We start from the raw sequence: 21743 nt of genomic DNA on the forward strand, positions 1-21743 counted from the left end.
CCTAAACGGTATCGTTGAACCTTCGATTGAAACTTGGCCGCGTGTCACAGCGCTATGGTCGACTTCATGGGGAGAAACCTTCAAAGAGGTGGGCGGCTCAGGCCGGTCGATCTGGCGCGGGAGCACGGTCTGTCGACGCAGGCGATCAGGAACTACGAGGAGGCCGGCGTCCTTCCGGTCGCCGACCGCACACCCACCGGCTATCGGGTCTACACGCCGTTGCACGCGGCGGCCCTGCGCGCGTTCCTCGCCCTGCTTCCGGGACACGGCCACCAGACGGCGACGTCGATCATGCGGGCCCTGAACGAGGGCGCCTTCGACGAGGGATTCCGCCTCGTCGACGAGAGCCACGCCCAGCTCCTGGAGGACCGGCGAACCCTTCAGGCCGTGGAGAGCGCCCTCCGCGATCTGGAACCCGCTGTGGCACCCGAGCCCCTGAAGGTGCCCGAGCCGGCCGCGGGGTCCGGGCCCGGTGGCGCGTTCATCGGGCCGCTGGCCGGGCAGCTCGGAATCCGCCCCGCGACGCTGCGCAAATGGGAGCGCGCCGGGCTGGTACGCCCGCGCCGCGACCCGCGGACCGGGTACCGCGTCTACGACGAGGCCGACGTACGGGACGCCCGGCTGACCCACCAGCTCAGGCGGGGCGGTTACCTGCTGGAGCAGATCGCCCCGCTGATCGCCCAGGTGCGGGCGGCCGGTGGGCTGGAGCCTCTGGAGACCGCACTGCGCGACTGGCGCGGTCGGCTGTCCGCCCGCGGGCGGGCGATGCTGAACGGTGCCGCGGAGCTGGAGGCGTACCTCCGCGAGCGCGCGTGAGAGCACCTGGTCGACGCCGGTGGCACGACCGATGGGACCGCGTCGGGCCGTCCCATGCGTCGACGACTCCCAGGTGGCCGGCGGAAGTCGGGGAAGCCGAGACGTCGGCGTCAGGCTTCACAGCCGCCGGACGCGCAGCACGCCGGTCAGCATCGGGAGGGTGAACTCGCCGCGGGCGGTCTCCGCCCTGCTCGCGAGATGGGCGCGGATCCGGCCCAGCGTGGCCTCTCGTTCCTGTTCCGGCATGACGAGGACTCCCGCTCGTGTGGCGAGGGCCGCGACGAGCGAGTCGGCGGTGCGGCGCTGCCCGTGTGGGAACCCGGCCTGCTCCGGCGAGCCGAACCGGGGAGCCGCGCCGGTCCTCGGAAGGTGTGCGTCCGCGGTCTCGGCGCGCCAGCCGGTGGGCGTGTCCCGGGGGCCGACGGCCGCGCTCCCGCCGACCCGTGCGAGGCCGGCGACCCACTCGACCCGGTCGTCCAGGACGTTCCACAGGCCGGCCAGGGTGCCGCCGGGTGCGAGGACCCTGGCGATCTCGGGGCCCGCGACGTCCATGTCGAACCAGTGCATGGCGTTGCCGGCCAGCACGGCATCGACGGACGCGTCCGGCAGCGGTATCGCCTCGGCGCTGCCCGGCAGGGCGCGGACACCGGGCAGCGAGCGGCGCAGCTCGGTCAGCATCGCCGGGTCGGGCTCGACCGCGACGACTTCGGCGCCCAGCGCCACCAGCGTCGCGGTGAGTTTGCCGGTGCCGGCACCGAGGTCGAGCACACGCGGACCGGGCGCGCTCCCGAGCGCCCAGTCCACCGCGGCCCGCGCGTAGTCCGGACGGTGCTCGGCATAGGCGACCGCCGCGGCGCCGAACGACGAGGAATGAACCAGCCGTTGGTCTTTGTCCATGCGGTCACCGTAGCCGTGCCGCCGGACGCGGCCACCGCCCCACCGCTCGGGGTCACACCCCCGGCACCGGAGCCTCTCGGGGTTGCGCATCGCCCAGAGGTACCGGACGCGGTCGCCCGCGATGCCGAAGGAGTACACCGTCACCACGGCACCGTCCTGGCGGCCGACCAGGCCGGGCTGCCCGTTGACGGTGCGCTCCAGGAGCGTCAGCCCGGACAGCCGCGTGGTGATGCGGACCAGGTGGCGTGCGATGTTCTCGGGGCCCCGGAGCGGTCGGCGCAGGGTGCTCACCAGGCTCCCGCCGTCGCCGACCACCGTGGCCCCCGGATCCAGGAGGCCGACCAGGGCGCCGCCGTCGCCTGCCGCCCAGGCCTGCTTGAGGTTCCTGACGACGACGGCGTCCCCGGCCCTCGGACCGGAGGGACCTGACGCCACCTGCGCGTCGCGGATCCGGCGGCGTGCCGAGGAGGCCAGCCGGCGGCACGCGGCCGGCGTACGGCCGACGATCGCGGCCACCTCGGCGAAGGGGTGCCGGAAGACGTCGTGGAGGATGAAGGCGACGCGCTGGGCCGGGGACGTCGAGTCCAGTACGACGTCCCGGTCGGTCCCGGCGCGTCCCCGGCCGGCGGTTCACGGCGGCGGGGGATCGCCGGGCCGTCGCTTTCGCGACGAAGCCCCTTTGCCGGCGGACCAGTTGGGCCCGGGCCGTCGCGGATTCGAACACGTCTGCGCGGTGCTGTGGAAGGCGCGCGGCGTCACCGGGTCCGACCGTTCACCGTGTCGCCGTGGGCCGTGGAGGGAAGGTGCCGAGCCTCCTCGGCGGCCTGGGCTCGCGCGTGCTCGTGACCCCTGCGTCTCGCCCCTGTTCCCGCTGGTCATGTGTGCCCGTGGCGGTGGCGCGCGCGGAGTGTCCGGCTGTGCGGGGTGCGTGACTCGGCCCGGCTTCGGCGGGGTGACGCCGCCTCACCCTCGACGGCCCGGGGCCCACATGACGGCCGCCCGGAGCCGGTCCCGCTTCGCCGGGGTTCCAGGACCACCGGCCGGCCGTGGCGGCATGGCCCCGGGGACACCGCTGCGAACTTCGCGCTCAGAAACTGCTGTTGGCCTCGTTGACATGCCGTGAGCCCACGCGTTTCACTCGACACTCGTGTATGGCAACGTTGTCAGGCCGTCCCGAGGCGGCCGGCACCGCTGCCCGTCACCGGCGTCCCGTCCCACGGCTCGTCAGTACCTGTGCGAAGCAAGAACCGCTGCGGAGGCAACCGATGGTCAGACCCCGACGTTCAGCTGCGCCACGTAACCGCAAAAGACTCCGCCAACGCCTGGCCGTGATCTCCGTCCTGGGCGTCGCGGCACTCCCGCTCCCCGCGATCGGTGCCGCCCAGGCCGCGAGCGCCGCGACACCGCCCCTGGTGAAGGACCCCGCGTCCCTCGTCAACCCCCTCATCGGCACCTCCGGAGAGGTCGACACCTTCCCGGGCCCCGACATGCCGGCCGGCATGGTGCAGTGGGGCCCGGACACGACTCCCAACCGCCCCTCCGGCGGCGGCTACGAGTACAACGACGACAAGCTGTCCGGCTTCAGCCTCACCCACGTCTCGGGTCCCGGCTGCGGTGTCGCCGGCGACCTGCCCGTCCTGCCGCTGACCGGCGCCCTGTCGGGCAACCTCGGCAGCACGTCCGTCGGCTTCAGCCACGACGACGAGCAGACCGGCATCGGGCGCTACAAGGTCACCGACGCGGGCGGGGTAACCACCCAGCTGACCGACACCACCCGAGCGGGCCTCGGCACCTTCACCTTCCCCGCGGGCAAGCAGGCCAACCTGCTGTTCAAGCTCAGCGGCGGCGCCACGCAGGTGGACGGCACCCGCGTCCAGGTGGTGAACAAGAAGGAGATCAGCGGCTCGATCGACAGCGGTCACTTCTGCGGCGCGAGCAACCGCTACACCCTGCACTTCGACATCAAGTTCGACCAGCCGTTCACCGGCAGCGGCACCTGGGTCGGCGGCACCATCAACCCCGACGCGACGTCGCTGAAGGCCGGCAAGGCCCGGCAGAACCTGCAGACGCGCCCGGCGAAGCCGCTGAAGGAGAAGCACTTCACCGTTCCCCCGGCCCCGTCCCCGACCGTGCACGGGAGCGCCGGCAAGTCGGCCGGCACCTCGTCCCCGTCCTCGAAGGCCGGCGCCGCGCCCCAGCCGTCGGCCACGGGCCGGAGCACGGCTGCGCAGCCGCCCACGACGGGCGCGAACGGCATGTACCTGACGTTCGACACCTCCGCCGACCCGACGGTGAAGGCGAAGGTCGGCATCTCGTACACCAGTGACGCCAACGCCGCGGACAACCTCGCCACCGAGATCGGGAACTGGAACTTCGACGCCGTCGCGCAGGCGAACCACGACGCCTGGAACACGGTGCTGAACAGGGTCCGGATCGGCGGCGGCTCCGCGGACCAGCAGACGCAGTTCTACACCGCGCTCTACCACGCGCTGCTGCACCCGAACGTCTTCTCGGACGACAACGGCCAGTACATGGGCATGGACAACCAGGTCCACAAGCTGGCCAGGGGCCAGCAGGCCCAGTACGCCAACTACTCGGGCTGGGACACCTACCGCTCCCAGACCCAGCTGATGGCGATGGTCGAGCCCAAGGTCACCAGCGACGTCGTCACCTCGATGCTCAACGGCTACGACCAGACGGGACTGCTGCCCAAGTGGGCCTCGAACAACGGCGAGAGCTACGTCATGGTCGGTGACCCGGCAGCCGGCATCATCGCCGACTCGTACGCCTTCGGGGCGCGCAGCTTCGACACGGACAAGGCGCTCGCCGCCCTGCAGCACGAGGCCACCGCCCCGAACAACGACCGCCCGGGCGAGTCCGTGCGGGACGCCAAGGGCTACCTCCCGCTGGACGAGAACGACTACGGCTGCTGCAACTTCTACGGCCCGGTCTCCACCCAGCTGGAGTACGACTCCGCCGACTACGCCCTCGCTGCCTTCGCGAAGTCGCTGGGCAAGACGTCCGTCTACGAGAAGTTCGCCACCCGTGCCCAGGACTGGATGAACGTCTTCAACCCGCAGACCGGCTACATGCAGGCGAAGGACAAGGACGGCCAGTTCGCGGGCGGCTTCACCCCGGGGACCTCCAACGGCTTCGTCGAGGGCACATCGGCCCAGTACACGCCGATGGTCCCGTTCAACCTGCGGCAGCTCATCCAGGCGCGTGGCGGTGACAAGGCGTACTCGTCCTACCTGGACAGCCTCCTCGACAACATCACCGACCCCGGCAACACCAACGCCAACCTGAGCAACGAGCCCAGCGTGGAGATCCCCTGGGAGTACGACTACACGGGCGAGCCCTGGAAGACCCAGGCGGCCGTCCGCGCGGCCCAGCAGAACCTGTACTTCAACGCTCCGGTCGGCTCGTTCGGCAACGACGACCTCGGCGCGATGAGCTCCTGGTACGTCTGGTCCGAGCTGGGCATGTACCCCGAGACCCCGGGCACGGACACCCTGGCACTGGGCAGCCCGGCGTTCCCGGTGGCCCAGGTGACCTTCGCGAACGGCAAGACGGTGCGGATCAACGCCCCGCAGGCGGCGGCCGACGCGCCGTACGTGCAGTCCCTCGACGTCAAGGGCAAGGAGTGGAACACCTCCTGGCTGACGTTCCAGCAGTTGAAGGGCTCGGGCACGCTCGACTTCACCCTCGGCACCCAGCCCGACAAGTCCTGGGCATCCGACCCGTCGGCGGTGCCGCCGTCGGACACCACGGGCGGCGACCACGTCCTGGCCGCGACCGGACCCTCCAGCGACGGCCTGGTGCTCCAGCCGGGCGCGTCCGGTGACGGCACGCTCGCCCTCACCAACCTCGGCGGCAAGGACGTCACCGTCGACTGGAAGGCGACGGCGCCCTCCGGCGTCACGCTCGACCCCGCGTCCGGCTCGGTGACGGTGCCCGCCTCCGGCAGCGCCGAGGCGAAGGTCCACGTGACGGCGGGAGCGAACGAAGGAACGTTTCCGGTCACCTTCGCGCTGACCGACCACAGCACCGGGACGGCCCTGAACGGGGCCGCGCTCCGCGTGGCCGTGGCCAAGGCCGGCGAGCTGTGGCCCTACGACACCAACGAAGGCATCTACCCCGACGGCGCCAAGTTCTCGGGCGGCTTCGACGGCGGCGGCTGGGCGTTCTCGCAGAACGCGCTGTCCTCGGCCGGCGTCACCAGCGGCTCCCCGGTCACGGTCGACGGCATCTCCTACACCTGGCCGTCGGTGACGGCCGGCCGGCTGGACAACCTGGAGATGGCCGGCCAGACCATCCCGATGCCGTCGGGCACCTCGGGCGCGTCGCTCGGCCTGCTGGGCACGGCGACCAACGCGCCGACCGACGGCAGCGGGGTCTCGGGCACGGTCACCGTCACCTACACCGACGGCACCACCTCGAAGGGGACCGTCGGCTTCTCGGACTGGACACTCAACGCCGGTTCGAGCAAGCCGGTGGCGGGTGACACCACGGCCGTCACCACGGGCTACCGGAACACCGGCAGCGGGGGCCGGGACGGCGTGACGACCTACGTCTTCGCCACCAAGGTCCCGCTCGACGCGTCCAAGCAGGTCGCTTCGATCACCCTGCCCGTGACGGGCTCGACCGGCACCGACCACCTGTTCGCCTACGGCTTCGGCCAGTGAGAACCGGCGGGCACTGACGACTGCGGGCCGGTTCCCGGGGCGAAGGCTCCCGGGAACCGGCCCGCGGCCGTGCGGGGCGTGCTCAGAGGTACCGGGCCAGGAACTGGACGGTCAGGCTGGTGGCGGACACCACCACCCACAGACAGCCGCCGAGCAGCAGGGGGGCGGGGCCGGTCCGGCGGAGCCTGGACGGTTCGGTGGACAGGCCGATCGCGGACAGCGCGACGGTGATCAGGAAGACGGCGAGCGTGCCGAGCGGGCCATGGGCGCCGGACGGGACGAGCCCGGCCGTGTTCACGGCCGCCAGGACGAGGAAGCCGACGAGGAACCACGGCACCAGCCGGCCCACGCGCACCGGGCCGGGTGCGCCGCGTCCGGGGCCCGTCTCCCCGGCGGCCGCTTCCGCCGTCCGCGCGCGGCGCCGGGCGAGGGCGGCGAGGCCCAGGCAGATGGGGATGATCAGCAGCGTGCGGGCCAGCTTGACCACCACCGCGTAGTTCGCCGCCGGGCCGCCGTAGGTGGCGGCGGCGGCGACCACCGAGGACATGTCGTTGACCGCGGTGCCGGCGAACAGGCCGAACGCGTGCTGGCCCATGCCCAGCAGATGCCCGAGGACCGGGAACGTCAGCACCGCGGCGATGTTGAAGACGAAGATCGTGGAGACGGCGTACGCCACCTCCGCCTCGGCCGCGCCGATGACCGGCGTGACCGCGGCGATCGCGGAGGCGCCGCAGATGCCGGTACCCACACCGATCAGGGTGCGCAGATCGCGTACGACGCCCAGGCGGCGCCCGATCCAGTAGGCCGCCGTCAGACAGACCGCGAGGGTCACGATCATCACCGGCAGCGAGCCGGCACCGACCCGCAGCACCTGGCCCAGGGACAGCTGCGCGCCCAGGACGACCACCGCGGCCTGGAGCACCCCGCGCCCGGCGAAGGCGATGCCGGGGCGCATCCGCTCTCCGGGCCGCACCGCGACCGCCACCAGCACTCCGAGCACGATTCCGCTCACCGGGCCGCCGACGACGGGCACAAGTCGGCCCAGCGCGGTCGCGACGAGGGCGACACCGACGGCGAGCGCCAGTCCGGGAAGCCGGACGGCGGATCCGGGGAAGCGGGCGGCGAGGGCCGTCGTACGGCGGAGCGGGCGGGCGGTCCCCGACCGGGAGATGCTGGCGTCCTTCATGATCACCACTCTGGTCGGCGCCGAGCCCGCGTTGTACCCCCTGTTCGAGCACGAGGTCATAGCGCAGGCGTATGACCAACTCATACGCTGTCGCTGTGACAGACCCCTCCGTGCCGGATCCCCCTGCCGGTCACCTCCCCCTGCGCACGCCCGACCTGGAGTCGCTGCGGCTGCTCGTCCTCGTGGCCGACCTGGGCAGTCTGGGCCGGGCGGCCGAGCGGCTGCGGATCTCCCAGCCGTCCGCCAGCCGCCGGCTGTCCACGCTGGAACGCGGTCTGGGGCTGGTGCTCGTCGACCGGACCCGCCGCGGCTCCAGGCTGACGCTGGCCGGACAGGTCGTCGCCGGACACGCCCGGCGGGTCCTGGACGAGCTGGACGCACTGCTCGACGGCGCGGGCCGGCTGCGCGACCGGCGGGAGGCCGAACTGCGCGTCGCGGCGAGCCTGACCATCGCCGAGTACCTGCTGCCGGCCTGGATCAGCGAACTGCGCCGCCGCAGGCCGGAGCTGTACATCGGGCTGCAGGTGACCAACAGCGAACACGTGCCCGAGCTGGTCGAGTCGGGCGAGGCGGACCTCGGCTTCATCGAGGGGCCGCGCCTGTCCCGGGTGATGTCCACGCGGCAGGTGGCCGAGGACCGGCTCGTCGTGGTCGTCGACCCCGGTCACCCCTGGGCGCGGCGACGGGAGCCGCTGTCGGCGCAGGAGCTGTCCCGCACGCCGCTGGTGCTGCGGGAGAGCGGTTCCGGCACGCGGCAGACCCTGGACCGCGCGCTGTACCTGGCCGGGTGCGAGCGGGTCCGGCCCCTGGTCGAGCTGGGTTCGACGGCCGCCGTGCGCGGCGCGGTGATCGCCGGCACCGGTCCGTCCGTGCTGAGCGAGCTGGCCGTCCGCGGGGACATCGCCGAGGGCCGGCTGATCGGCGTCGACGTCGCCGGCGTCGACCTCACCCGCGACCTGCGCGCGGTCTGGCCGACCGGGCGGCGCCTGGTGGGCCCGGCGGCGGAACTGGTCACGGTGGCCCGCCGGGCGGTCACCGGCGCGCGGCGCCCGCCGGGAACCGGTTCAGGAACGGCCGGGTGAAGGAGAAGCCCGGGGCTGAGGACCGGCTGCATGGGGGCCAGTGTCGCTTTCCGGAAACGAGGTGGTCACCGGGACGGAGGCCGACATGTACACGAAGGACGGCGAGAACTACTTCATCGTGGATGCGCACGTCGCACTGTGGGACGCGCGCCCCGAGAACCAGCTGAACATTCACGGCAAGCAGTTCATCGACTGCTTCTACGACTACCACCGCAATCTCAGCCCGGAATCCGAGGTCTGGCCGTACGAGGAGTTCCTCCACTACGGAGGACAGCGGCTGATGAAGGACCTTTTCGTCGACGGGCACGTCGACCACGCCATTTTCCAGCCCGCCCGTCTGGGGGCGTTCTACGGAAACGGCTTCGGGCAGACCGAGGAGGCCTTCGCGCTGACCCGGCAGCACCCCGGCAAGCTGACCTACAACCACTTCTGGGACCCCCGGTTCGAGCAGAAGTGATTGGACCAGCTCCGCCGGGACGCGGAACGCTTCCAGCTCAAGGGCGTCAAGCTCTACACGGCCGAGTGGCAGGGCGACTCGCGCGGTTACAAGCTCGGCGACCCGTGGACGTACCGCTACCTGGAGGCGTGCCAGGAACTCGGCATCAAGAACATCCACATCCACAAGGGCCCGACGATCCGCCCGCTGGACCGCGACGCGTTCGACGTCGCCGACGTCGACCAGGCGGCCTCGGACTTCACCGACCTGAACTTCGTCGTCGAGCACTGCGGACTGCCCCGGCTCGAGGACTTCTGCTGGATCGCCACGCAGGAGCCCAACGTCTACGCCGGTCTCGCCGTGGCGATTCCGTTCATCCACACCCGGCCCCGCTACTGGGCGCAGATCATCGGGGAGTTGCTGTGCGAACTCAGGCGTTCCGCGACGACGAGGCCGGCGCCGCGCACGTCAAGTCCCAGCACTTCGCGACGGCTTGCTCGACCCTGCCGTCGTACCTCGCCGAGACCCCGAGGATCGTCAACGTGACCGTCCCCCAGGACGACTGGTCCGAACTGGGCGAGATGACGGTGCCCGCGAACCGCTCGTAGCGGCAGACGGGAGCGGGCCTACTCCGCCGGATCCTCCCTGGAGTGCCGTACCGCCCGCTTCACCGCCTGCTCCAGTTCGAATCGATTCGCCCCGGTGGCCGCCGCGTGCGCGGTGATCGCGCCCTGGGCGGCCTCGGACGCCGCGCGCCAGCGGACCCACTGCGCGTCGTACTCCTCACCGCACAGGCCTGCCAGGCGGGCACGCTCCGTCTCGGCGGCGCGCTCCAGCGCGATCAGATCTGAGGGGATGTCCGTCACGTGCACGGATCGTAAGCGCCCCTCGCGGAACCCGCGGCTCCGGACCTACCGCCCGATCGGGTGGAGCTGTCGGAGGCCGGTGACGAGCCGTCGCGCACGCCCGCCTCCGGAGCCGGAGGCGGGCGCTGGCCGCGCCGCGCGGATCAGCCGGCCTGCCGTACGGCGTGCAGGGCGCCGCTGAGGGTGCCTTCCTGCTGCTCGTAGCGGGAGAGTGCCAGGCCGAGGCCCATGAACGTCGGCGCCCATTCGCCGACGAAGATGCCCCACCGGTCGGCGCGCTCCACTCCGGCCTGCTCGGCCTTCAGGCTGGTGAGCCAGGAGGCGAAGCTCAGGCCGATGGAGGCGACGCCGGCGAGGTAGGCGTGCTCGCTGCGGATGCCCATGTCGTGCATCTTCTTGATGATCATGGGTCGGTCTCCGTTCTGTGGGGTCGCTTGCCCGGTTACACCCCCTCTTCGCTCCAACGGCCGCTTATGTATGCGTTCACGGCGGTACATTCTTACGCTGGAGATGCTCGGGGCCACTGCGGAGGTGTCCCATGCCCCGAACCATCTGGTCCGGCGCGATCTCGTTCGGCCTGGTCACCGTGCCGATCAACGTGGTCGGCGCCACGGAGGACCACTCCATCCACTTCCGCCAGTACCACCTGGCGGACCAGGGCCGGATCCGGTACCGGAAGGTGTGCGAGCTGGAGGGGCGCGAGGTCTCCCAGGACGAGATCGGCAAGGGCTACGAGCTGACCAAGACGCAGGTCGTCCCGATCACGGACGAGGACCTGAGCAGCCTCCCGCTGCCGACGGCGAAGGCCATCGAGATCGACGCGTTCGTGCCGCTGGCGTCGATCGACCCGATCCGGATCGCCGAGGGCTACTACCTGCAGCCGGCCGGCCAGGTCGCGGCCAAGCCGTACAAGCTCCTGGTCGAGGCGCTCGGCCGCTCGGCCAAGGTCGCCGTCGCGAAGTACGCGTGGAGCGGCAGGGAGAGGCTGGGCCTGCTGCGCGTCCGCGACGGCGTACTCGTCCTGCACGCCATGCGCTGGCCGGACGAGATCCGCGACCCGGCCGAGCTGTTGCCGCCCCCGGTCGAGGTGACCGACCAGGAGATCGACGGCGCCCTCACGCTCATGGACACCATGACCGTCGACAGGCTGGAGGGTGAGGAGTTCCAGGACCGCTACACGGAGGCGATCGCACGGATCATCGAGGCGAAGCGCGAGGAGAAGCCGCTTCCCGAGGCGCCGGAGCCCGAGGAGCCGGCCCAGGTGCTGGACCTGATGGCCGCGCTGCAGGAGTCGGTGTCGAAGGCCAAGGCGTCCCGTGGCGAGGGCGAGGCCGACGTGCACGAGCTGCCGAAGCCGAAGAAGAAGGCGGCGGCGAAGAAGCAGCCGGCGAAGAAGGCCGCGGCGAAGAAGACCACCGCGAAGAAGACGGCGGGCCGCCGGCCCCGCAGTGCCTGAAGCCCTTTCGGCGGGGCGGGAGTGCGGGGCGGGCGGCGGCGGTTGGGGGAACCGCGAGGGTGAAGGGGACGGTGTCCCCGGGCCTCACCATCGCCTGCGTGAACGATCGACCGGTGTACGTGTTCTCCGGGCTCGGCGAGGGAGTCCCCGCCGCGCTCACCGTCGGAACGGCGGCCGGACTGACGGCACTTGCCACCCTGCGGCTGGCCGGGGGACGAGACCCTGGCGCGTCCTCCGAGGGACAGGAGCGCTCGCGACTGCGTGTGCCGGAGCCTGACTACACCTCGCCGGTGGCGAACAGTTCGAGGTGTCCGCACTTGGGGCAGCGGTACGCCTCTATCTGCCGCCGGGGCCGGCCCATGCGCTTCGCACCCCCGAAGATGCCCCGCTCCAACGCCCCTTCGATCCAGCGTGCGTACCCGCGCGAGTGCTCGCCGGCGTCCTCGATGAACCCCTCCATCAGGCCGACGGTGCCGCAATGGGTGCATGTGTAGTTGTTCATGCGCCGAGTGTAGGAAACGGCGAGGCCGGGACGGACCGCGTGGTCGTCGACTCCTACCCGATTCAGTACGCGCACCGACGCGCGGCACCTCGTACGGCGGCCCCCGCCGGTCCTCGGAACCGCTGCGCGGCGCGCCCCGGAACCCGGCCGCCCCTCTGGCAGACGCGCGTAGAACTCTGACATCATCTCGTGGCACCACCTGCACGGCCGCCCCATCGACGCACGGCACTTCGCAGGAGGCTCCCCATGAAGGTCCGCTCCGCACTGACCGCTCTCGCCCTCGTCGTCGCTCCCGGCGTCGCGGTCCTCGGCACCGCAACCGACGCCTTCGCCGTCACCAAGATCAGCCAGGCCACGGCGACCCAGATGTTCCGCCAGGTGGGCATCACCTGGTCCTCCTCCGGCAACTGCTCGGACCGCAACAACTCGACCTGCACGTCCTTCGACCAGCTCAACCTCGCCACCGCCCAGGGCGCCCAGACCCTCAAGCGCGCCAGCGGCTGCGCCCTGAACATCACCGGCGGCACCGAGACCGGGCACGCCAGCGGCACGTACTCGCACTGGAACGGCTACAAGCTCGACTACAGCAAGTACACCTGCATCGGGAACTACATCAAGAACAACTTCAGCTACTCCGGTCTGCGCGGCGACGGCTACCCGATGTGGACGGCGGCCTCCGGCAACGTCTACACCGACGAGGGGAGCCACTGGGACGTCCTGTACTACAACTGCGGCGGCTGCTGAACAGCCGGGCGGTCGCCCGCTCGATCGTCCCCCCGCCGTTTCTCCCGGACCGACGCGGTCGCCGATGTGATCCTGTTGCCTGCCGCACGGCGGGCTGCCGTCCTCCGCCGGCCGAACGAGGGAGAGATCATGACCACGATGAACGCCGTCCGGGCGCATCGGCGGGGCGGCCCAGAGCAGCTCGCCTACGAGAAGGCGCCGCGTCCCGAGCCCGGTCCGGGGGAGGTGCTGGTCGCGGTGCGGGCCGCGTCCGTCACCGCCGGGGAGCTGGGCTGGGACGCCACGTGGACCGACAGTCTCGACTCCTCGGGGCGGGACCGCACACCCGTCATTCCCTCGCACGAGTTCTCGGGCCTGGTGGCCGCTCGTGGCGCCGATGTGACCGACCGGCAGGTGGGCGACGCGGTGTACGGCCTCGTCCCCTTCACCCGCGACGGTGCCGCGGCCGAGTACGTCACGCTTCCCGCCGACGTGGTGGCGGCCAAGCCCGCGTCGCTGACGCACGACGCGGCGGCGGCCGTACCGCTGGCGGCGCTGACCGCCTGGCAGGCCCTGGTCGACCATGCTCGTCTGCGGACCGGGCAACGCGTCCTGGTCCACGGCGGTGCCGGAGGCGTGGGTTCCTTCGTCGTACAGATCGCCTCGGCGCTCGGCGGTGTCGTCACCGCCACCGCCGGAGCGGCGGACCAGGACTTCGTACGCTCACTCGGCGCCGACACCGTCCTCGACTACGCACACGACCGGTTCGAGGACCACGTGCACGACGTCGACGTCGTCGTCGACATGGTGGGCGGGCCGACGACGACCAGGTCCTGGGACGTGCTGCGGTCCGGCGGCACGCTGGTGGGCATCGCCGAGCCACCGGATCCGGAGGCGGCCGAGCGGCACAACCCCCGAGGCGTCTTCTTCGTCGTCGAGCCGGACCGCGCCGGACTCGACTCGATCACCAACCTGGTCGAGGACGGCCGCCTGGTCCCGTCCGTGGACCGGGTGCTGCCCCTGTCCGAGTGCCGTGCCGCGTACGAGGCCCTCGAAAGGGAGCACCGGCGCGGCAAGATCGTCCTCCACGTCTCGGACTGAACGGACGGTCGCCGGTCGCGGCCGACCACGGGGCAACTCGGCGCACCTGTAGCGGAATTCGTCCCCCGGCGAGGGCTGAGGAGCTGCCGGGGGACCGATCCTGCGGTGGGCCGGCGGTCGGTCAGGCGGAGACGCTGAGCACGGTCTTGCCCCGGGCGCCGCCGCGCTCGACGGCCGCCAGTGCGTCGGCCGTGGAGTCGAGCGGGAACACGCTCTGCAGCAGCGGGCGCAGCCGGCCGGTGCGCACCAGGTCGGCGAGCTCGGCCAGCTGTGCGCCGTCCGGGTGCATGAAGAAGCTGCGGACGTCGACCTTCCACTCGGCCGCGCGCTCCTCGGCGTCGGCGACGGGAAGGATGGAGACGAGGGTGCCGCCCTGCTTGAGCACGCGGAACGAGCGCTCCTGGGTCTGCCCGCCGACGGTGTCCAGCACCACGTCCACGTCCGAGACCAGCTCGTCGAACCGCTCGGTCCGGTAGTCGATCACCCGGTCCGCCCCCAGCTCCCGCACCAGCTCGACGCTGTCGGTGCTCGCGGTGGCGATGACCTCCGCCCCCAGGGCCTTGGCGATCTGGACCGCGACGGACCCGACTCCGCCGGCCCCGCCGTGGACCAGCACCCGGCTGCCCTCGCCGACGGCCGACTGCTCGGTGAACGCCTGCCAGGCGGTCAGGCCGACCAGCGGCAGGGAGGCGGCCTCCTCGAAGGAGAGCGAGTCCGGCTTGGCCGCGACCAGGCCCTGGTGCACGGCGACGAACTCGGCGAAGGCGCCGCCCACCCGCGGGTCGACCCGGGTGAAGACCTCGTCACCGACGGCGAACCGGGTGACCGCGGTGCCGGTCGCGATGACCACGCCGGCCGCCTCGCTGCCGAGGGTGAGCGGCCCGGCGAGCTCCCCCTGGCCCAGGAAGCCCTTGACGATCAGGTGGTCGATCGGGTTCACGCCCGCCGCCCGCACCTCGATCAGAACGTCCTCGGGGCCGAGCGACGGGGCGGGGACGTCGGTGACGGTGACCACGTCGCCGACCTGGCCGTACTGGTGGATGACTGCTGCCTTCATGGTGACTTTCCTTGGGGGACGGCGCCCCTGCACGGTGCCGGGGCGTGAAGTGAAAAGGGATGGATACGGATACGGCGGGGCGTCAGCCGCGCGCCGGGTGGGCAGGCGTCTCGGCGGCGACCCGGGTGAGGGTTTCCAGGAGCAGCTCGGGGCTCTGCGCGCCCTGCACCGCGAACCGGCCGTCGAAGACGTAGGTCGGTACGGCGCTGATCCCCAGCGCGGCGGCGTCCGCGAGTTCGGCCCGGACCTCGTCCTCGCCCTCCTCCGAGTCGAGAAAGGCGAGGACCGCCTCCCGGTCGAGCCCGGCGGAAGCCGCGACCTCGGCGAGCTGCCCGTGATCGCCCAGGTCGCCTCCGTGGGTGAAGTAGTGCGCGAGCAGGCCCTCCTTCACCTCGGCCTGCCGGTGCTCCCGTCCGGCCAGCCACAGCAGGCGGTGCGCGGTGAAGGTGCTGGTGGCGAGCGCGTCCTGCATGCGGAAGGTGATCCCCTCCGCGGCGGCGGCCCGTGTCAGCGGACCGAAGATCTCCTCGGCGGGGCGGCCGAACTTGCGCTCGTACACCTGGGCCGAGGGTTCGACGGCCCGTGTGGCCTGCGGGTTCAGCTGGAAGGGGCGGTAGGCCACTTCCACGTCGGCCGCCCCGGGGAACGCCTGCAGCGCCTTCTCGAACCGGCGCTTGCCGATGTAGCACCAGGGACATACGACGTCGGAGTAGATGTCTACCCTCACAGCGTGCTCCTCTGCTCCTCGGTGGCCCGCCCACCAGACCAGGTGGGGAGCCGTCCAAGGTTCTGGACCTTTCGTTCCAGAACTGTAGACCATTCTGGAACGTCCGGTCAACAACCCGGTGTCTTCGGTACTGTGGGGGCATGAGCAGACCCCGCACGTTCGACGAAGAAGCGATTCTGGACCGGGCCATGCTCCTGTTCTGGCGCAAGGGGTACGAGGCCACGGCCATGAGCGACCTGGTGGCGGAGCTGGGGCTGGGCCGCGGGTCGATCTACGCCGCCTTCGGCGACAAGCACGGCCTCTTCCTGCGTGCGCTCACCCGCTACCTGGACCACCAGGCCCGGCTGCTGACCACGGCGCTGAGCGACGACGGCCCCGCGCTGGCGCAACTGCGGCAGGTCCTCGAACAACTCCTGCGGGCCGACGCGTCCTGCAGCGGAGCGGGCTGCTTCAGCGTCAACAGCATGGCCGAACTGCTGCCACACGACCAGGACGTCGCGGCGCTGGCCCGACGAAGCCTTCGGGTGGCCGAGGACGCCTTCACCGGCCAGCTGGAACGCGCCGCCCGCGACGGCGAGTTGTCCGCCGCGATCAGCCCCCGGCAGGCGGCGGTGCTGCTCGTCACCCTCGTCCAGGGGATCCAGATCGTCCGCAAGGCGCAGCCGGACGGCGCGGACGCCACGTCCAGTCTGAACGCCGCCTTCACGCTGCTGACCGGCGCGGCCGCGACGTCCGAGCCGGAACGGGGTACGGGCGCCGCCCGGGCCGATTCGCCGGGAGTCCGACCCGGCCCGGAGGACACCGAGGCGCCCGTCATGGCGGCCCGCTGACGCTATAAGGTCACCCCGATCAGGGGCTTTTCCCCTTGCGCGTGCGGAACAGGAGCCGACGTGGCCGAGATGCCGATAACGACCACCTTCGTCACGACGCCGGCCGTGGTGCTGCGCTCGTATCGCGCGTGCGCCCGGCGGGGATACGTCCTGCGCTGGGTCGTCACGGTCGGGGCCGTGGTCCTGGGCGGTGGGATGTGCGCCGCCGGGGTCGCAGGGGGTTCCGGCAGCGGGTTGCCCGGTGCGGTACTGGCGCTCTGGGGAGCGGGATTCTTCCTGCTGCGTGAGCGTTCCGTCCGGCGCCAGTTGGCGCCCTATCTGGAAGGTGAGCGGAAGGTCACGGTCACCATGACGGAGACGGAGTACCGCACCGAGGGCCCGGACCGCTCCACGTCCCGTACCTGGACGACGTTCCGGAGCGTCTCGCGCGTCGGCGACTTCTGGGTGCTGCGCGTGTCACCGCAGATGGCCATGGGTCTGCCGGTCTCTGCCCTGGACGAACGGCAGACGGCCGCGTTCCTCGGACTGGTCCGGGAAAAAGGGCTGCGCTGAAGGGGCCGCCGGACGCCGGTGGGCGCGGAGCCGATCCTCGCGGTGACGCGCGGCGGTTCGGCGTCCCCGGACTCCCCGGTCAGTGGGCCGTCGTCGGCGTCGTCCTCTTCCTGGCCCGGTACGCGGCCGCCTTGATCCTGTTGCCGCAGGACTCCATCCCGCACCACTGCCGGCGCGTGCCCCGCGAGCGGTCGATGTAGGTGCGGGTGCACTCCGGGTTGCCGCACTCCTTGAGCAGCGGTACGTCCGGACCGCTCAGCAGCTCGACCGCGTGGCGCGCCACCATGGAGAGGGCCTCCTCCGGTGTCGCCTGCGTCCAGCGCCCCGACGGGGTGAGCTGCGGAACCGCGGGGGGCCTGCGTGCGGCGTTGTTCACCACGGTCAGGGCCGCCCCGTCGTACTCCTCCCCGAGCCGACGGGCGGTGACCAGTCGGTAGATGGCTTCCCGTACGGTCGTCGCCTGCTCGATGTCGGCCTCTCGACCGGGCGAGACCGCATCGACGATGCCCGACTCCACGTACCATGCGTTCAGCCTGTCCGGCGTAGCGAACATCTCGAAGCGCACCGATCGGCGCGCACGCAGCGTCGCGGCGAAGTCGAGCGCCGGGTTCCCGCACACAAAGACATGGTCGAGGTTCACATCACCATTCTGACAGGTGACGGCGACGACGGCCATGCTTCGCACCACGGCGGTGCGCGCGGCTCACAGGCCCAGGTCGGCGCGAGGCAGGAAAAGGACGTCCATGAGCCCTCGGGGTCATAGGCGTACCGTGCCGGGTCGTTCGGGGTGGACGGCTGCTCCTCGGTCATGTCCTCGTAGCGGATGCGCTCGGGCAGCTTGCCGAAGCGGGCGCGGCGTGCGGCCGCGGCGCTGTCCGTGGTGTTTCGGTCTTCCATGCTCGAACTCCGTTCGGTTCACGGCGGATCGGATCGGATCCACGGCTGTGGTGCCCGGGTCGGCCCGGGGCGCGGTCGGTCAGAAGTGGTCCACGTCGACGACGGCCTGGGCGAAGGCCGCGGGAGCCTCCTGGGGGACGTTGTGGCCGATGCCGGTCAGGGTCCGGTGCTCGTACGCGCCGGTGAACCTGTCCCGGTACGAGGTGCCGTCGCCGGGAGCGGTGAAGGGGTCCCGCTCGGCGTCGAGGGTGATGGCGGGCACCTCGATGACCGGCCGGGTGGCGAGCCGCTTCTCGAATTCGTCGTAGCGGGGCTCCCCTTCGGCGAGGCTCAGCCGCCAGCGGTAGTTGTGGATGACCACGGCCGCGTAGTCGGGGTTGTCGAATGCCGCCGCGGTGCGCTCGAACGTGGCGTCGTCGAACTCCCACGTGGGGGAGACGGTTTCCCAGACGAGCCTGGTCAGATCGTGGCGCAGGGTCTTGTCCGCCATGGCGAGCCGGCCCCGCTCGGTGGAGAAGTAGTACTGGTACCACCAGGCGTACTCGGCCCTCGGTGCCAGGGGTTCGAGGTTGGCCTCCAGGCTGGTGACGAGGTATCCGCTCACCGACACCAGGGCCTTGCAGCGGTCGGGCCAGAGCGCGGCGATGATGTCGGCGGTGCGCGAGCCCCAGTCGAAGCCGGCCAGGACGGCCTTCTCGATCTTCAGGGCGTCCATCAGGGCGATGATGTCGAGGGCGATGGCCGACTGCTGGGCGTTGCGGAACGTCCGGTCGGAGAGGAAGCGCGTCGTGCCGTGGCCGCGCAGGTACGGGACGATCACCCGGTAGCCCCGCCCGGCCAGCAGCGGGGCGACGTCGACGTAGCTGTGGATGTCGTACGGCCAGCCGTGCAGGCAGATGACCGCCGGGCCGTGGGCGGGTCCGAGCTCGGCGTAGCCGACGTCCAGCAGGCCGGCCCTGATCTGTTTCAGGTGCGGGAACGAGGTGTGCGCGCTGGGCGCGACCGTCGCGGCGCCAGGCGCTCCGGATCCGCCGCGGGAGGCGGCCGACGCCGCCTGCAGACAGGTCGGTGAGACGGCGGCCGCGCCCGTACCCAGTCCCACGGCCTTACCGAAGCTACGCCTGTTGATCACGAGTTCCTCCGCGCGTTCGTGTGTACCGGACCGTGTGATGGCGGAACGGACCTCCGAGGCGTCACCGTTTGAGGCGGTGATTTGCATTGCGATTCGCCTCTAGACCCGCGAGCATGCCCCTACTTTGACTGCCGGTTGGGTCTGGATCTGCCCAGCCCCTCGACTTCGTCACCATTCTGACCGGTGACGCATGCGGTTGCCAAGTCCCCGGGCGCCCGCGAGTGTGACGGCTCGTCATCTGCGGGTGCTGGCACCGGTGCCGTTGACCTGCGCGGACTCCGCAAAAGGGGTAAAGCGGGGAATTCCCGGCAGGGGTGCGGGTAGCGGGAGGTGAAAGCCACTCCAGGGAGGAGGCGCATCCCATGACACCGACCCAGGATGTCGTCGAGATGATCCTCGAGGATCACCGGAAGATGGAAGATCTGCTCCGCCTGATGCGCAGCACCGAGGCCGACCGCGGGACTGCGCTCCATGATTTCGCGCACCTGATGATCGCGCACGGTGAGGCCGAGAGGGCGTCGGTGCATCCTGTCCTCGCCGCGTTCGAGGACGCGGACACCGTCGAGCACGTCGAGGCCGCGCACCAGGAAGCCGTCAAGGTGCTCTTCGCGCTCCTGCGGGTGCGGGAGATCGGATCCGCCGAATGGGACTGGAGGCTCCAGCAGTTGGCCTCCGTGACCGCCCGCCACACGGACGAGGAGGAGCGCACGCTCGTCAACCGGGTGCGCGAGAGCCTCGGTCGGCGATGCCGGGAGGAACTCGGCGCCGGTTTCGCCAGGACGGAGGCGGACCTGCTGACGGCGCGGTGCGGCAGCGTCGCCAACGTGCATCGCATGGTCCACGCCGCGGCGCTCGTGTGATGCCCTCGACCGCACCGCGAGGCCCCGGCGTCCGGGCGATCCGGAGCACCGCGGAGAAGAGATCTACGACAGGAGCAGTCATGGACTGGAGCCTGAAGACCTTCCTCACCCAGGTCACCGAACGCGCGGGCTACGAAACGCCGCAACAGGGAGCCAGGGCGATCCAGAACGTGCTGGAGGTACTCGGCGCCCACCTGGTGGGCGACGACCTCACGGACCTGGCCGCGCTACTGCCCGACGGGTGCGGGCCGTTGCTGACCGCGAGCGAGCCGGCCAACGTGCCGTTGACACCGGCGTCGTTCGTCGAAGCCGTGGCCGTCCGCAGCAACGAGGGCCTCGCCGAGGCCCGGCGCGAGGTCGACGCCGTGCTCCCCACGCTCGCCGAGGTCGCGGACAGCGCACTGCTGCGCCGTGTCCTCACTCAACTGCCGCCAGGACACACCGGTCTGTTCGGATGCGCCGACCCTGTGTGACCGGTCCGGTCCGGGAAGCCGGCGCGTGGTCGCTTCGGGCACGGGGACGGGGCGGTCGCCGACGCCGACGGCCGACGCTGCCGGTGCGGGATCGGCTCGGCCGCGGGCGGCCGGATGCTGTCGGCGTCGGCAACGGTCAGTCGCCGACGGCCTGGACGATGTCCTTCGGATCGAGGCCGGTGAGCTGGGCGATGCGGGGCGCGGGGACACCGGCGGTGAGGGCGCGGTGGACCAGCGACTGCCAGTCCTGGGTGGTGTCCCGGAAGCTGAGCAGTTCGGACTCCATGTCCGTCACCGACCTGGGCGCACACGCGTGCTCGACCCGAAGCGTCTCCTCCTCGCTGAGGGGGACCGGCAGTCGCTCCGCCTCCTCGGGGATGAGCACCTCCGCTCCCGCCGGGACGATCCTGACGCGCTCGGAGGAACCGGGGATCCCGTGGGCGTGGAGCCAGCCCAGTACCGCGGGGCTCTCGGCGCACTCCAACTCGCCGACCGCGGACAGGGCCGCACCCAGGCGCGGGTGACGCTCGGGGAGGACGAACAGCAAGGCATCGTCGGCCATGGCCAGGACACCCCTCTCGGAGAAACTCGGCAGGGACCTCATCACTGTCCCCTCGGAGTGCGCTCTGCCCGCATCGGCGACGCCCACTCACTCGGAAGGAGGCCGAGGTCGATCGCGCGTACGCATCTCCGGGTGTGCGGGGTCGCGGCGGCGCGCGGCGCCGGATGCCGACGGCCGGGGCGGCATCCGGCACCGTGGTGCGCGGTGCGGCGGCTGCTCATCGCGGCGACCGGGCGGTGCCGGTGCGCGGATCGCCTCCCCGGGTCCTGAGGTGTACGCCCGATTCGGTCAGCACGCTGTGCACGAAGCCGTAGGACCGGCCATGGGCCTCGGCTATGGCGCGTATCGAGCGCCCTTCCTTGTACTCCCGGGCGAAGGCTTCGGCCAGCTTCTCGCGCGCGCCCCCTGTGATCCACTTCCCCTTGTGCACGGAGGTCTCCCCTCGAAGACATCGGACGTGATCACCGGTTGCCCACATTGCCGCGACCCATGTGGCCGAGTTGCCGCGTGCCGCGTGCCGAGTCATTCGTCGGGGTTGAGCTCCGCGTACACCAGATCCACCAACTCGTCGGCCTCGGGCGCACGGGAGTCGTGGGGAACCCTGTAGTACCCGCCCAGGGTGGCGATCGCGTCCGCCCGGGAGTCGTCGTACTCGTGGTGACGGCCCTCCCGCCCCTCGTCGTTCTCGGGGCCGGTGGTCTGCCACCACCACACCCTGTTCCGGATCTCGTCCTTCGACAGGGGACCATCCAGGAGGATGTCTCTGCCCTGGACCTTCCCCGTGATCCTGACGAAGTTCGCACCTGTGGTCATGCGCCATGTCTCCTTGCGGCGAAGGGGGCGCGCCGCGCCCCGTCCTGATCACGGCTGCGTCTACCCGCCGAAGCGCGTATCGCACGGTCC

At 71.3% G+C, this 21743-nt stretch carries 24 protein-coding genes and 2 pseudogenes; 13 read left to right on the plus strand and 13 right to left on the minus strand.

Annotation, left to right across the window (positions count from 1 at the left end; genetic code table 11):
- The first annotated feature begins 66 nt into the window (after positions 1 to 66).
- A complete protein-coding gene (locus ACZ7FF_RS11810; RefSeq protein WP_470811567.1) occupies positions 67 to 816 on the plus strand; it encodes a TioE family transcriptional regulator in 750 nt (249 codons plus the stop codon).
- 117 nt (positions 817 to 933) lie between these two features.
- Here the strand turns inward: ACZ7FF_RS11810 and ACZ7FF_RS11815 are convergent, their stop codons facing one another.
- A complete protein-coding gene (locus ACZ7FF_RS11815) occupies positions 934 to 2301 on the minus strand; it encodes a methyltransferase domain-containing protein (RefSeq protein ID WP_470812225.1) in 1368 nt (455 codons plus the stop codon).
- Positions 2302 to 3041: 740 nt separating this feature from the next.
- On the opposite strand from ACZ7FF_RS11815, the gene ACZ7FF_RS11820 reads away from it, so the two are divergent.
- Entirely contained in the window at positions 3042 to 6398 is a 3357-nt protein-coding gene (locus tag ACZ7FF_RS11820; protein ID WP_470811568.1) for a lectin, read from the plus strand.
- Positions 6399 to 6480: 82 nt separating this feature from the next.
- Here ACZ7FF_RS11820 and ACZ7FF_RS11825 read toward each other — a convergent pair whose 3' ends face one another.
- Entirely contained in the window at positions 6481 to 7584 is a 1104-nt protein-coding gene (locus tag ACZ7FF_RS11825; protein ID WP_470811569.1) for a YeiH family protein, read from the minus strand.
- A gap of 71 nt (positions 7585 to 7655) precedes the next feature.
- On the opposite strand from ACZ7FF_RS11825, the gene ACZ7FF_RS11830 reads away from it, so the two are divergent.
- The 4 genes and pseudogenes from ACZ7FF_RS11830 to ACZ7FF_RS11845 all read left to right on the plus strand — a co-directional run.
- Positions 7656 to 8666 (plus strand): LysR family transcriptional regulator, encoded by a 1011-nt coding sequence (locus ACZ7FF_RS11830; RefSeq protein WP_470811570.1) that lies wholly within the window; start codon positions 7656 to 7658, stop codon positions 8664 to 8666.
- Positions 8667 to 8751: 85 nt separating this feature from the next.
- Positions 8752 to 9123 (plus strand): hypothetical protein, encoded by a 372-nt coding sequence (locus ACZ7FF_RS11835; protein WP_470811571.1) that lies wholly within the window; start codon positions 8752 to 8754, stop codon positions 9121 to 9123.
- Positions 9124 to 9462: pseudogene (locus tag ACZ7FF_RS11840) on the plus strand (amidohydrolase family protein); the annotation flags it as partial.
- 62 nt (positions 9463 to 9524) lie between these two features.
- Positions 9525 to 9710 (plus strand): annotated as a pseudogene (locus ACZ7FF_RS11845) (antibiotic biosynthesis monooxygenase); the annotation flags it as partial.
- 18 nt (positions 9711 to 9728) lie between these two features.
- Here ACZ7FF_RS11845 and ACZ7FF_RS11850 read toward each other — a convergent pair.
- Together ACZ7FF_RS11850 and ACZ7FF_RS11855 are read right to left on the minus strand one after the other, a co-directional pair.
- On the minus strand, positions 9729 to 9968 hold the full coding sequence (locus tag ACZ7FF_RS11850; RefSeq protein ID WP_470811573.1) for a hypothetical protein: 240 nt from the start codon (positions 9966 to 9968) through the stop codon (positions 9729 to 9731).
- A gap of 143 nt (positions 9969 to 10111) precedes the next feature.
- A complete protein-coding gene (locus ACZ7FF_RS11855; RefSeq protein ID WP_470811575.1) occupies positions 10112 to 10375 on the minus strand; it encodes a hypothetical protein in 264 nt (87 codons plus the stop codon).
- 131 nt (positions 10376 to 10506) lie between these two features.
- Between ACZ7FF_RS11855 and ku the strand changes: the two genes are divergently transcribed.
- Positions 10507 to 11424, plus strand: coding sequence for a non-homologous end joining protein Ku (gene ku, locus ACZ7FF_RS11860; RefSeq protein WP_470811577.1), 918 nt, complete (start codon positions 10507 to 10509; stop codon positions 11422 to 11424).
- Between the two features lie 277 nt (positions 11425 to 11701).
- On the opposite strand, the gene ACZ7FF_RS11865 is transcribed toward ku, so the two are convergent.
- On the minus strand, positions 11702 to 11926 hold the full coding sequence (locus ACZ7FF_RS11865) for a hypothetical protein (RefSeq protein WP_470811579.1): 225 nt from the start codon (positions 11924 to 11926) through the stop codon (positions 11702 to 11704).
- Positions 11927 to 12172: 246 nt separating this feature from the next.
- Between ACZ7FF_RS11865 and ACZ7FF_RS11870 the strand changes: the two genes are divergently transcribed.
- Together ACZ7FF_RS11870 and ACZ7FF_RS11875 are read left to right on the plus strand one after the other, a co-directional pair.
- The gene (locus ACZ7FF_RS11870) at positions 12173 to 12670 is read left to right on the plus strand and encodes a hypothetical protein (RefSeq protein ID WP_470811581.1); all 498 of its coding nucleotides are present in this window, start codon (positions 12173 to 12175) and stop codon (positions 12668 to 12670) included.
- Between the two features lie 129 nt (positions 12671 to 12799).
- Positions 12800 to 13750, plus strand: a complete 951-nt coding sequence (locus ACZ7FF_RS11875; RefSeq protein ID WP_470811582.1) for an NADP-dependent oxidoreductase — start codon at positions 12800 to 12802, stop codon at positions 13748 to 13750.
- Positions 13751 to 13871: 121 nt separating this feature from the next.
- On the opposite strand, the gene ACZ7FF_RS11880 is transcribed toward ACZ7FF_RS11875, so the two are convergent.
- Positions 13872 to 14807 (minus strand): NADP-dependent oxidoreductase, encoded by a 936-nt coding sequence (locus ACZ7FF_RS11880; protein WP_470811583.1) that lies wholly within the window; start codon positions 14805 to 14807, stop codon positions 13872 to 13874.
- Positions 14808 to 14889: 82 nt separating this feature from the next.
- Positions 14890 to 15627 (minus strand): DsbA family oxidoreductase, encoded by a 738-nt coding sequence (locus tag ACZ7FF_RS11885; protein ID WP_470811585.1) that lies wholly within the window; start codon positions 15625 to 15627, stop codon positions 14890 to 14892.
- A gap of 47 nt (positions 15628 to 15674) precedes the next feature.
- Between ACZ7FF_RS11885 and ACZ7FF_RS11890 the strand changes: the two genes are divergently transcribed.
- Positions 15675 to 16364, plus strand: a complete 690-nt coding sequence (locus ACZ7FF_RS11890; RefSeq protein ID WP_470811587.1) for a TetR/AcrR family transcriptional regulator — start codon at positions 15675 to 15677, stop codon at positions 16362 to 16364.
- Between the two features lie 60 nt (positions 16365 to 16424).
- Positions 16425 to 16916 carry a hypothetical protein gene (locus ACZ7FF_RS11895; protein WP_470811589.1) on the plus strand — a complete coding sequence of 164 codons (492 nt, stop codon included), beginning with the start codon at positions 16425 to 16427 and terminating at the stop codon, positions 16914 to 16916.
- Between the two features lie 79 nt (positions 16917 to 16995).
- Here ACZ7FF_RS11895 and ACZ7FF_RS11900 read toward each other — a convergent pair whose 3' ends face one another.
- The 3 genes from ACZ7FF_RS11900 to ACZ7FF_RS11910 form a co-directional block, all read right to left on the minus strand.
- Positions 16996 to 17556: a CGNR zinc finger domain-containing protein gene (locus tag ACZ7FF_RS11900; RefSeq protein ID WP_470811590.1), complete on the minus strand. Its 561-nt coding sequence runs from the start codon at positions 17554 to 17556 to the stop codon at positions 16996 to 16998.
- Complete coding sequence (locus ACZ7FF_RS11905) at positions 17553 to 17813, minus strand: hypothetical protein (RefSeq protein WP_470811592.1); 261 nt, start codon at positions 17811 to 17813, stop codon at positions 17553 to 17555. The genes ACZ7FF_RS11900 and ACZ7FF_RS11905 overlap by 4 nt, the downstream gene beginning before the upstream one ends.
- Positions 17814 to 17892: 79 nt before the next feature.
- Entirely contained in the window at positions 17893 to 18945 is a 1053-nt protein-coding gene (locus ACZ7FF_RS11910) for an alpha/beta fold hydrolase (RefSeq protein ID WP_470811593.1), read from the minus strand.
- Between the two features lie 362 nt (positions 18946 to 19307).
- Between ACZ7FF_RS11910 and ACZ7FF_RS11915 the strand changes: the two genes are divergently transcribed.
- A complete protein-coding gene (locus ACZ7FF_RS11915) occupies positions 19308 to 19805 on the plus strand; it encodes a hemerythrin domain-containing protein (RefSeq protein WP_470811595.1) in 498 nt (165 codons plus the stop codon).
- 80 nt (positions 19806 to 19885) lie between these two features.
- Complete coding sequence (locus tag ACZ7FF_RS11920; RefSeq protein WP_470811597.1) at positions 19886 to 20278, plus strand: DUF2267 domain-containing protein; 393 nt, start codon at positions 19886 to 19888, stop codon at positions 20276 to 20278.
- A gap of 136 nt (positions 20279 to 20414) precedes the next feature.
- Here the strand turns inward: ACZ7FF_RS11920 and ACZ7FF_RS11925 are convergent, their stop codons facing one another.
- The 3 genes from ACZ7FF_RS11925 to ACZ7FF_RS11935 form a co-directional block, all read right to left on the minus strand.
- Positions 20415 to 20840, minus strand: a complete 426-nt coding sequence (locus tag ACZ7FF_RS11925; RefSeq protein ID WP_470811599.1) for a DUF6003 family protein — start codon at positions 20838 to 20840, stop codon at positions 20415 to 20417.
- A gap of 217 nt (positions 20841 to 21057) precedes the next feature.
- The gene (locus ACZ7FF_RS11930) at positions 21058 to 21270 is read right to left on the minus strand and encodes a helix-turn-helix domain-containing protein (RefSeq protein WP_470811600.1); all 213 of its coding nucleotides are present in this window, start codon (positions 21268 to 21270) and stop codon (positions 21058 to 21060) included.
- A 92-nt stretch (positions 21271 to 21362) separates the two neighbouring features.
- Complete coding sequence (locus tag ACZ7FF_RS11935; RefSeq protein ID WP_470811602.1) at positions 21363 to 21653, minus strand: hypothetical protein; 291 nt, start codon at positions 21651 to 21653, stop codon at positions 21363 to 21365.
- Positions 21654 to 21743: the final 90 nt, after the last annotated feature.

The organism is Streptomyces sp. NPDC037126 (assembly GCF_055605965.1).

What these genes read in the sequence shown, in the direction of transcription:
- ACZ7FF_RS11935 (WP_470811602.1), bottom strand. Translation starts at nt 21,653, where the DNA reads ATGACCACAGGTGCGAACTTCGTCAGGATCACGGGGAAGGTCCAGGGC.
- ACZ7FF_RS11905 (WP_470811592.1), bottom strand. Translation starts at nt 17,813, where the DNA reads ATGGAAGACCGAAACACCACGGACAGCGCCGCGGCCGCACGCCGCGCC.
- ACZ7FF_RS11825 (WP_470811569.1), bottom strand. Translation starts at nt 7,584, where the DNA reads ATGAAGGACGCCAGCATCTCCCGGTCGGGGACCGCCCGCCCGCTCCGC.
- ACZ7FF_RS11915 (WP_470811595.1), top strand. Translation starts at nt 19,308, where the DNA reads ATGACACCGACCCAGGATGTCGTCGAGATGATCCTCGAGGATCACCGG.
- ACZ7FF_RS11855 (WP_470811575.1), bottom strand. Translation starts at nt 10,375, where the DNA reads ATGATCATCAAGAAGATGCACGACATGGGCATCCGCAGCGAGCACGCC.
- ku (WP_470811577.1), top strand. Translation starts at nt 10,507, where the DNA reads ATGCCCCGAACCATCTGGTCCGGCGCGATCTCGTTCGGCCTGGTCACC.
- ACZ7FF_RS11925 (WP_470811599.1), bottom strand. Translation starts at nt 20,840, where the DNA reads ATGGCCGACGATGCCTTGCTGTTCGTCCTCCCCGAGCGTCACCCGCGC.
- ACZ7FF_RS11865 (WP_470811579.1), bottom strand. Translation starts at nt 11,926, where the DNA reads ATGAACAACTACACATGCACCCATTGCGGCACCGTCGGCCTGATGGAG.
- ACZ7FF_RS11885 (WP_470811585.1), bottom strand. Translation starts at nt 15,627, where the DNA reads ATGGTCTACAGTTCTGGAACGAAAGGTCCAGAACCTTGGACGGCTCCC.
- ACZ7FF_RS11870 (WP_470811581.1), top strand. Translation starts at nt 12,173, where the DNA reads ATGAAGGTCCGCTCCGCACTGACCGCTCTCGCCCTCGTCGTCGCTCCC.
- ACZ7FF_RS11880 (WP_470811583.1), bottom strand. Translation starts at nt 14,807, where the DNA reads ATGAAGGCAGCAGTCATCCACCAGTACGGCCAGGTCGGCGACGTGGTC.
- ACZ7FF_RS11920 (WP_470811597.1), top strand. Translation starts at nt 19,886, where the DNA reads ATGGACTGGAGCCTGAAGACCTTCCTCACCCAGGTCACCGAACGCGCG.
- ACZ7FF_RS11810 (WP_470811567.1), top strand. Translation starts at nt 67, where the DNA reads ATGGGGAGAAACCTTCAAAGAGGTGGGCGGCTCAGGCCGGTCGATCTG.
- ACZ7FF_RS11890 (WP_470811587.1), top strand. Translation starts at nt 15,675, where the DNA reads ATGAGCAGACCCCGCACGTTCGACGAAGAAGCGATTCTGGACCGGGCC.
- ACZ7FF_RS11875 (WP_470811582.1), top strand. Translation starts at nt 12,800, where the DNA reads ATGACCACGATGAACGCCGTCCGGGCGCATCGGCGGGGCGGCCCAGAG.
- ACZ7FF_RS11830 (WP_470811570.1), top strand. Translation starts at nt 7,656, where the DNA reads ATGACCAACTCATACGCTGTCGCTGTGACAGACCCCTCCGTGCCGGAT.
- ACZ7FF_RS11835 (WP_470811571.1), top strand. Translation starts at nt 8,752, where the DNA reads ATGTACACGAAGGACGGCGAGAACTACTTCATCGTGGATGCGCACGTC.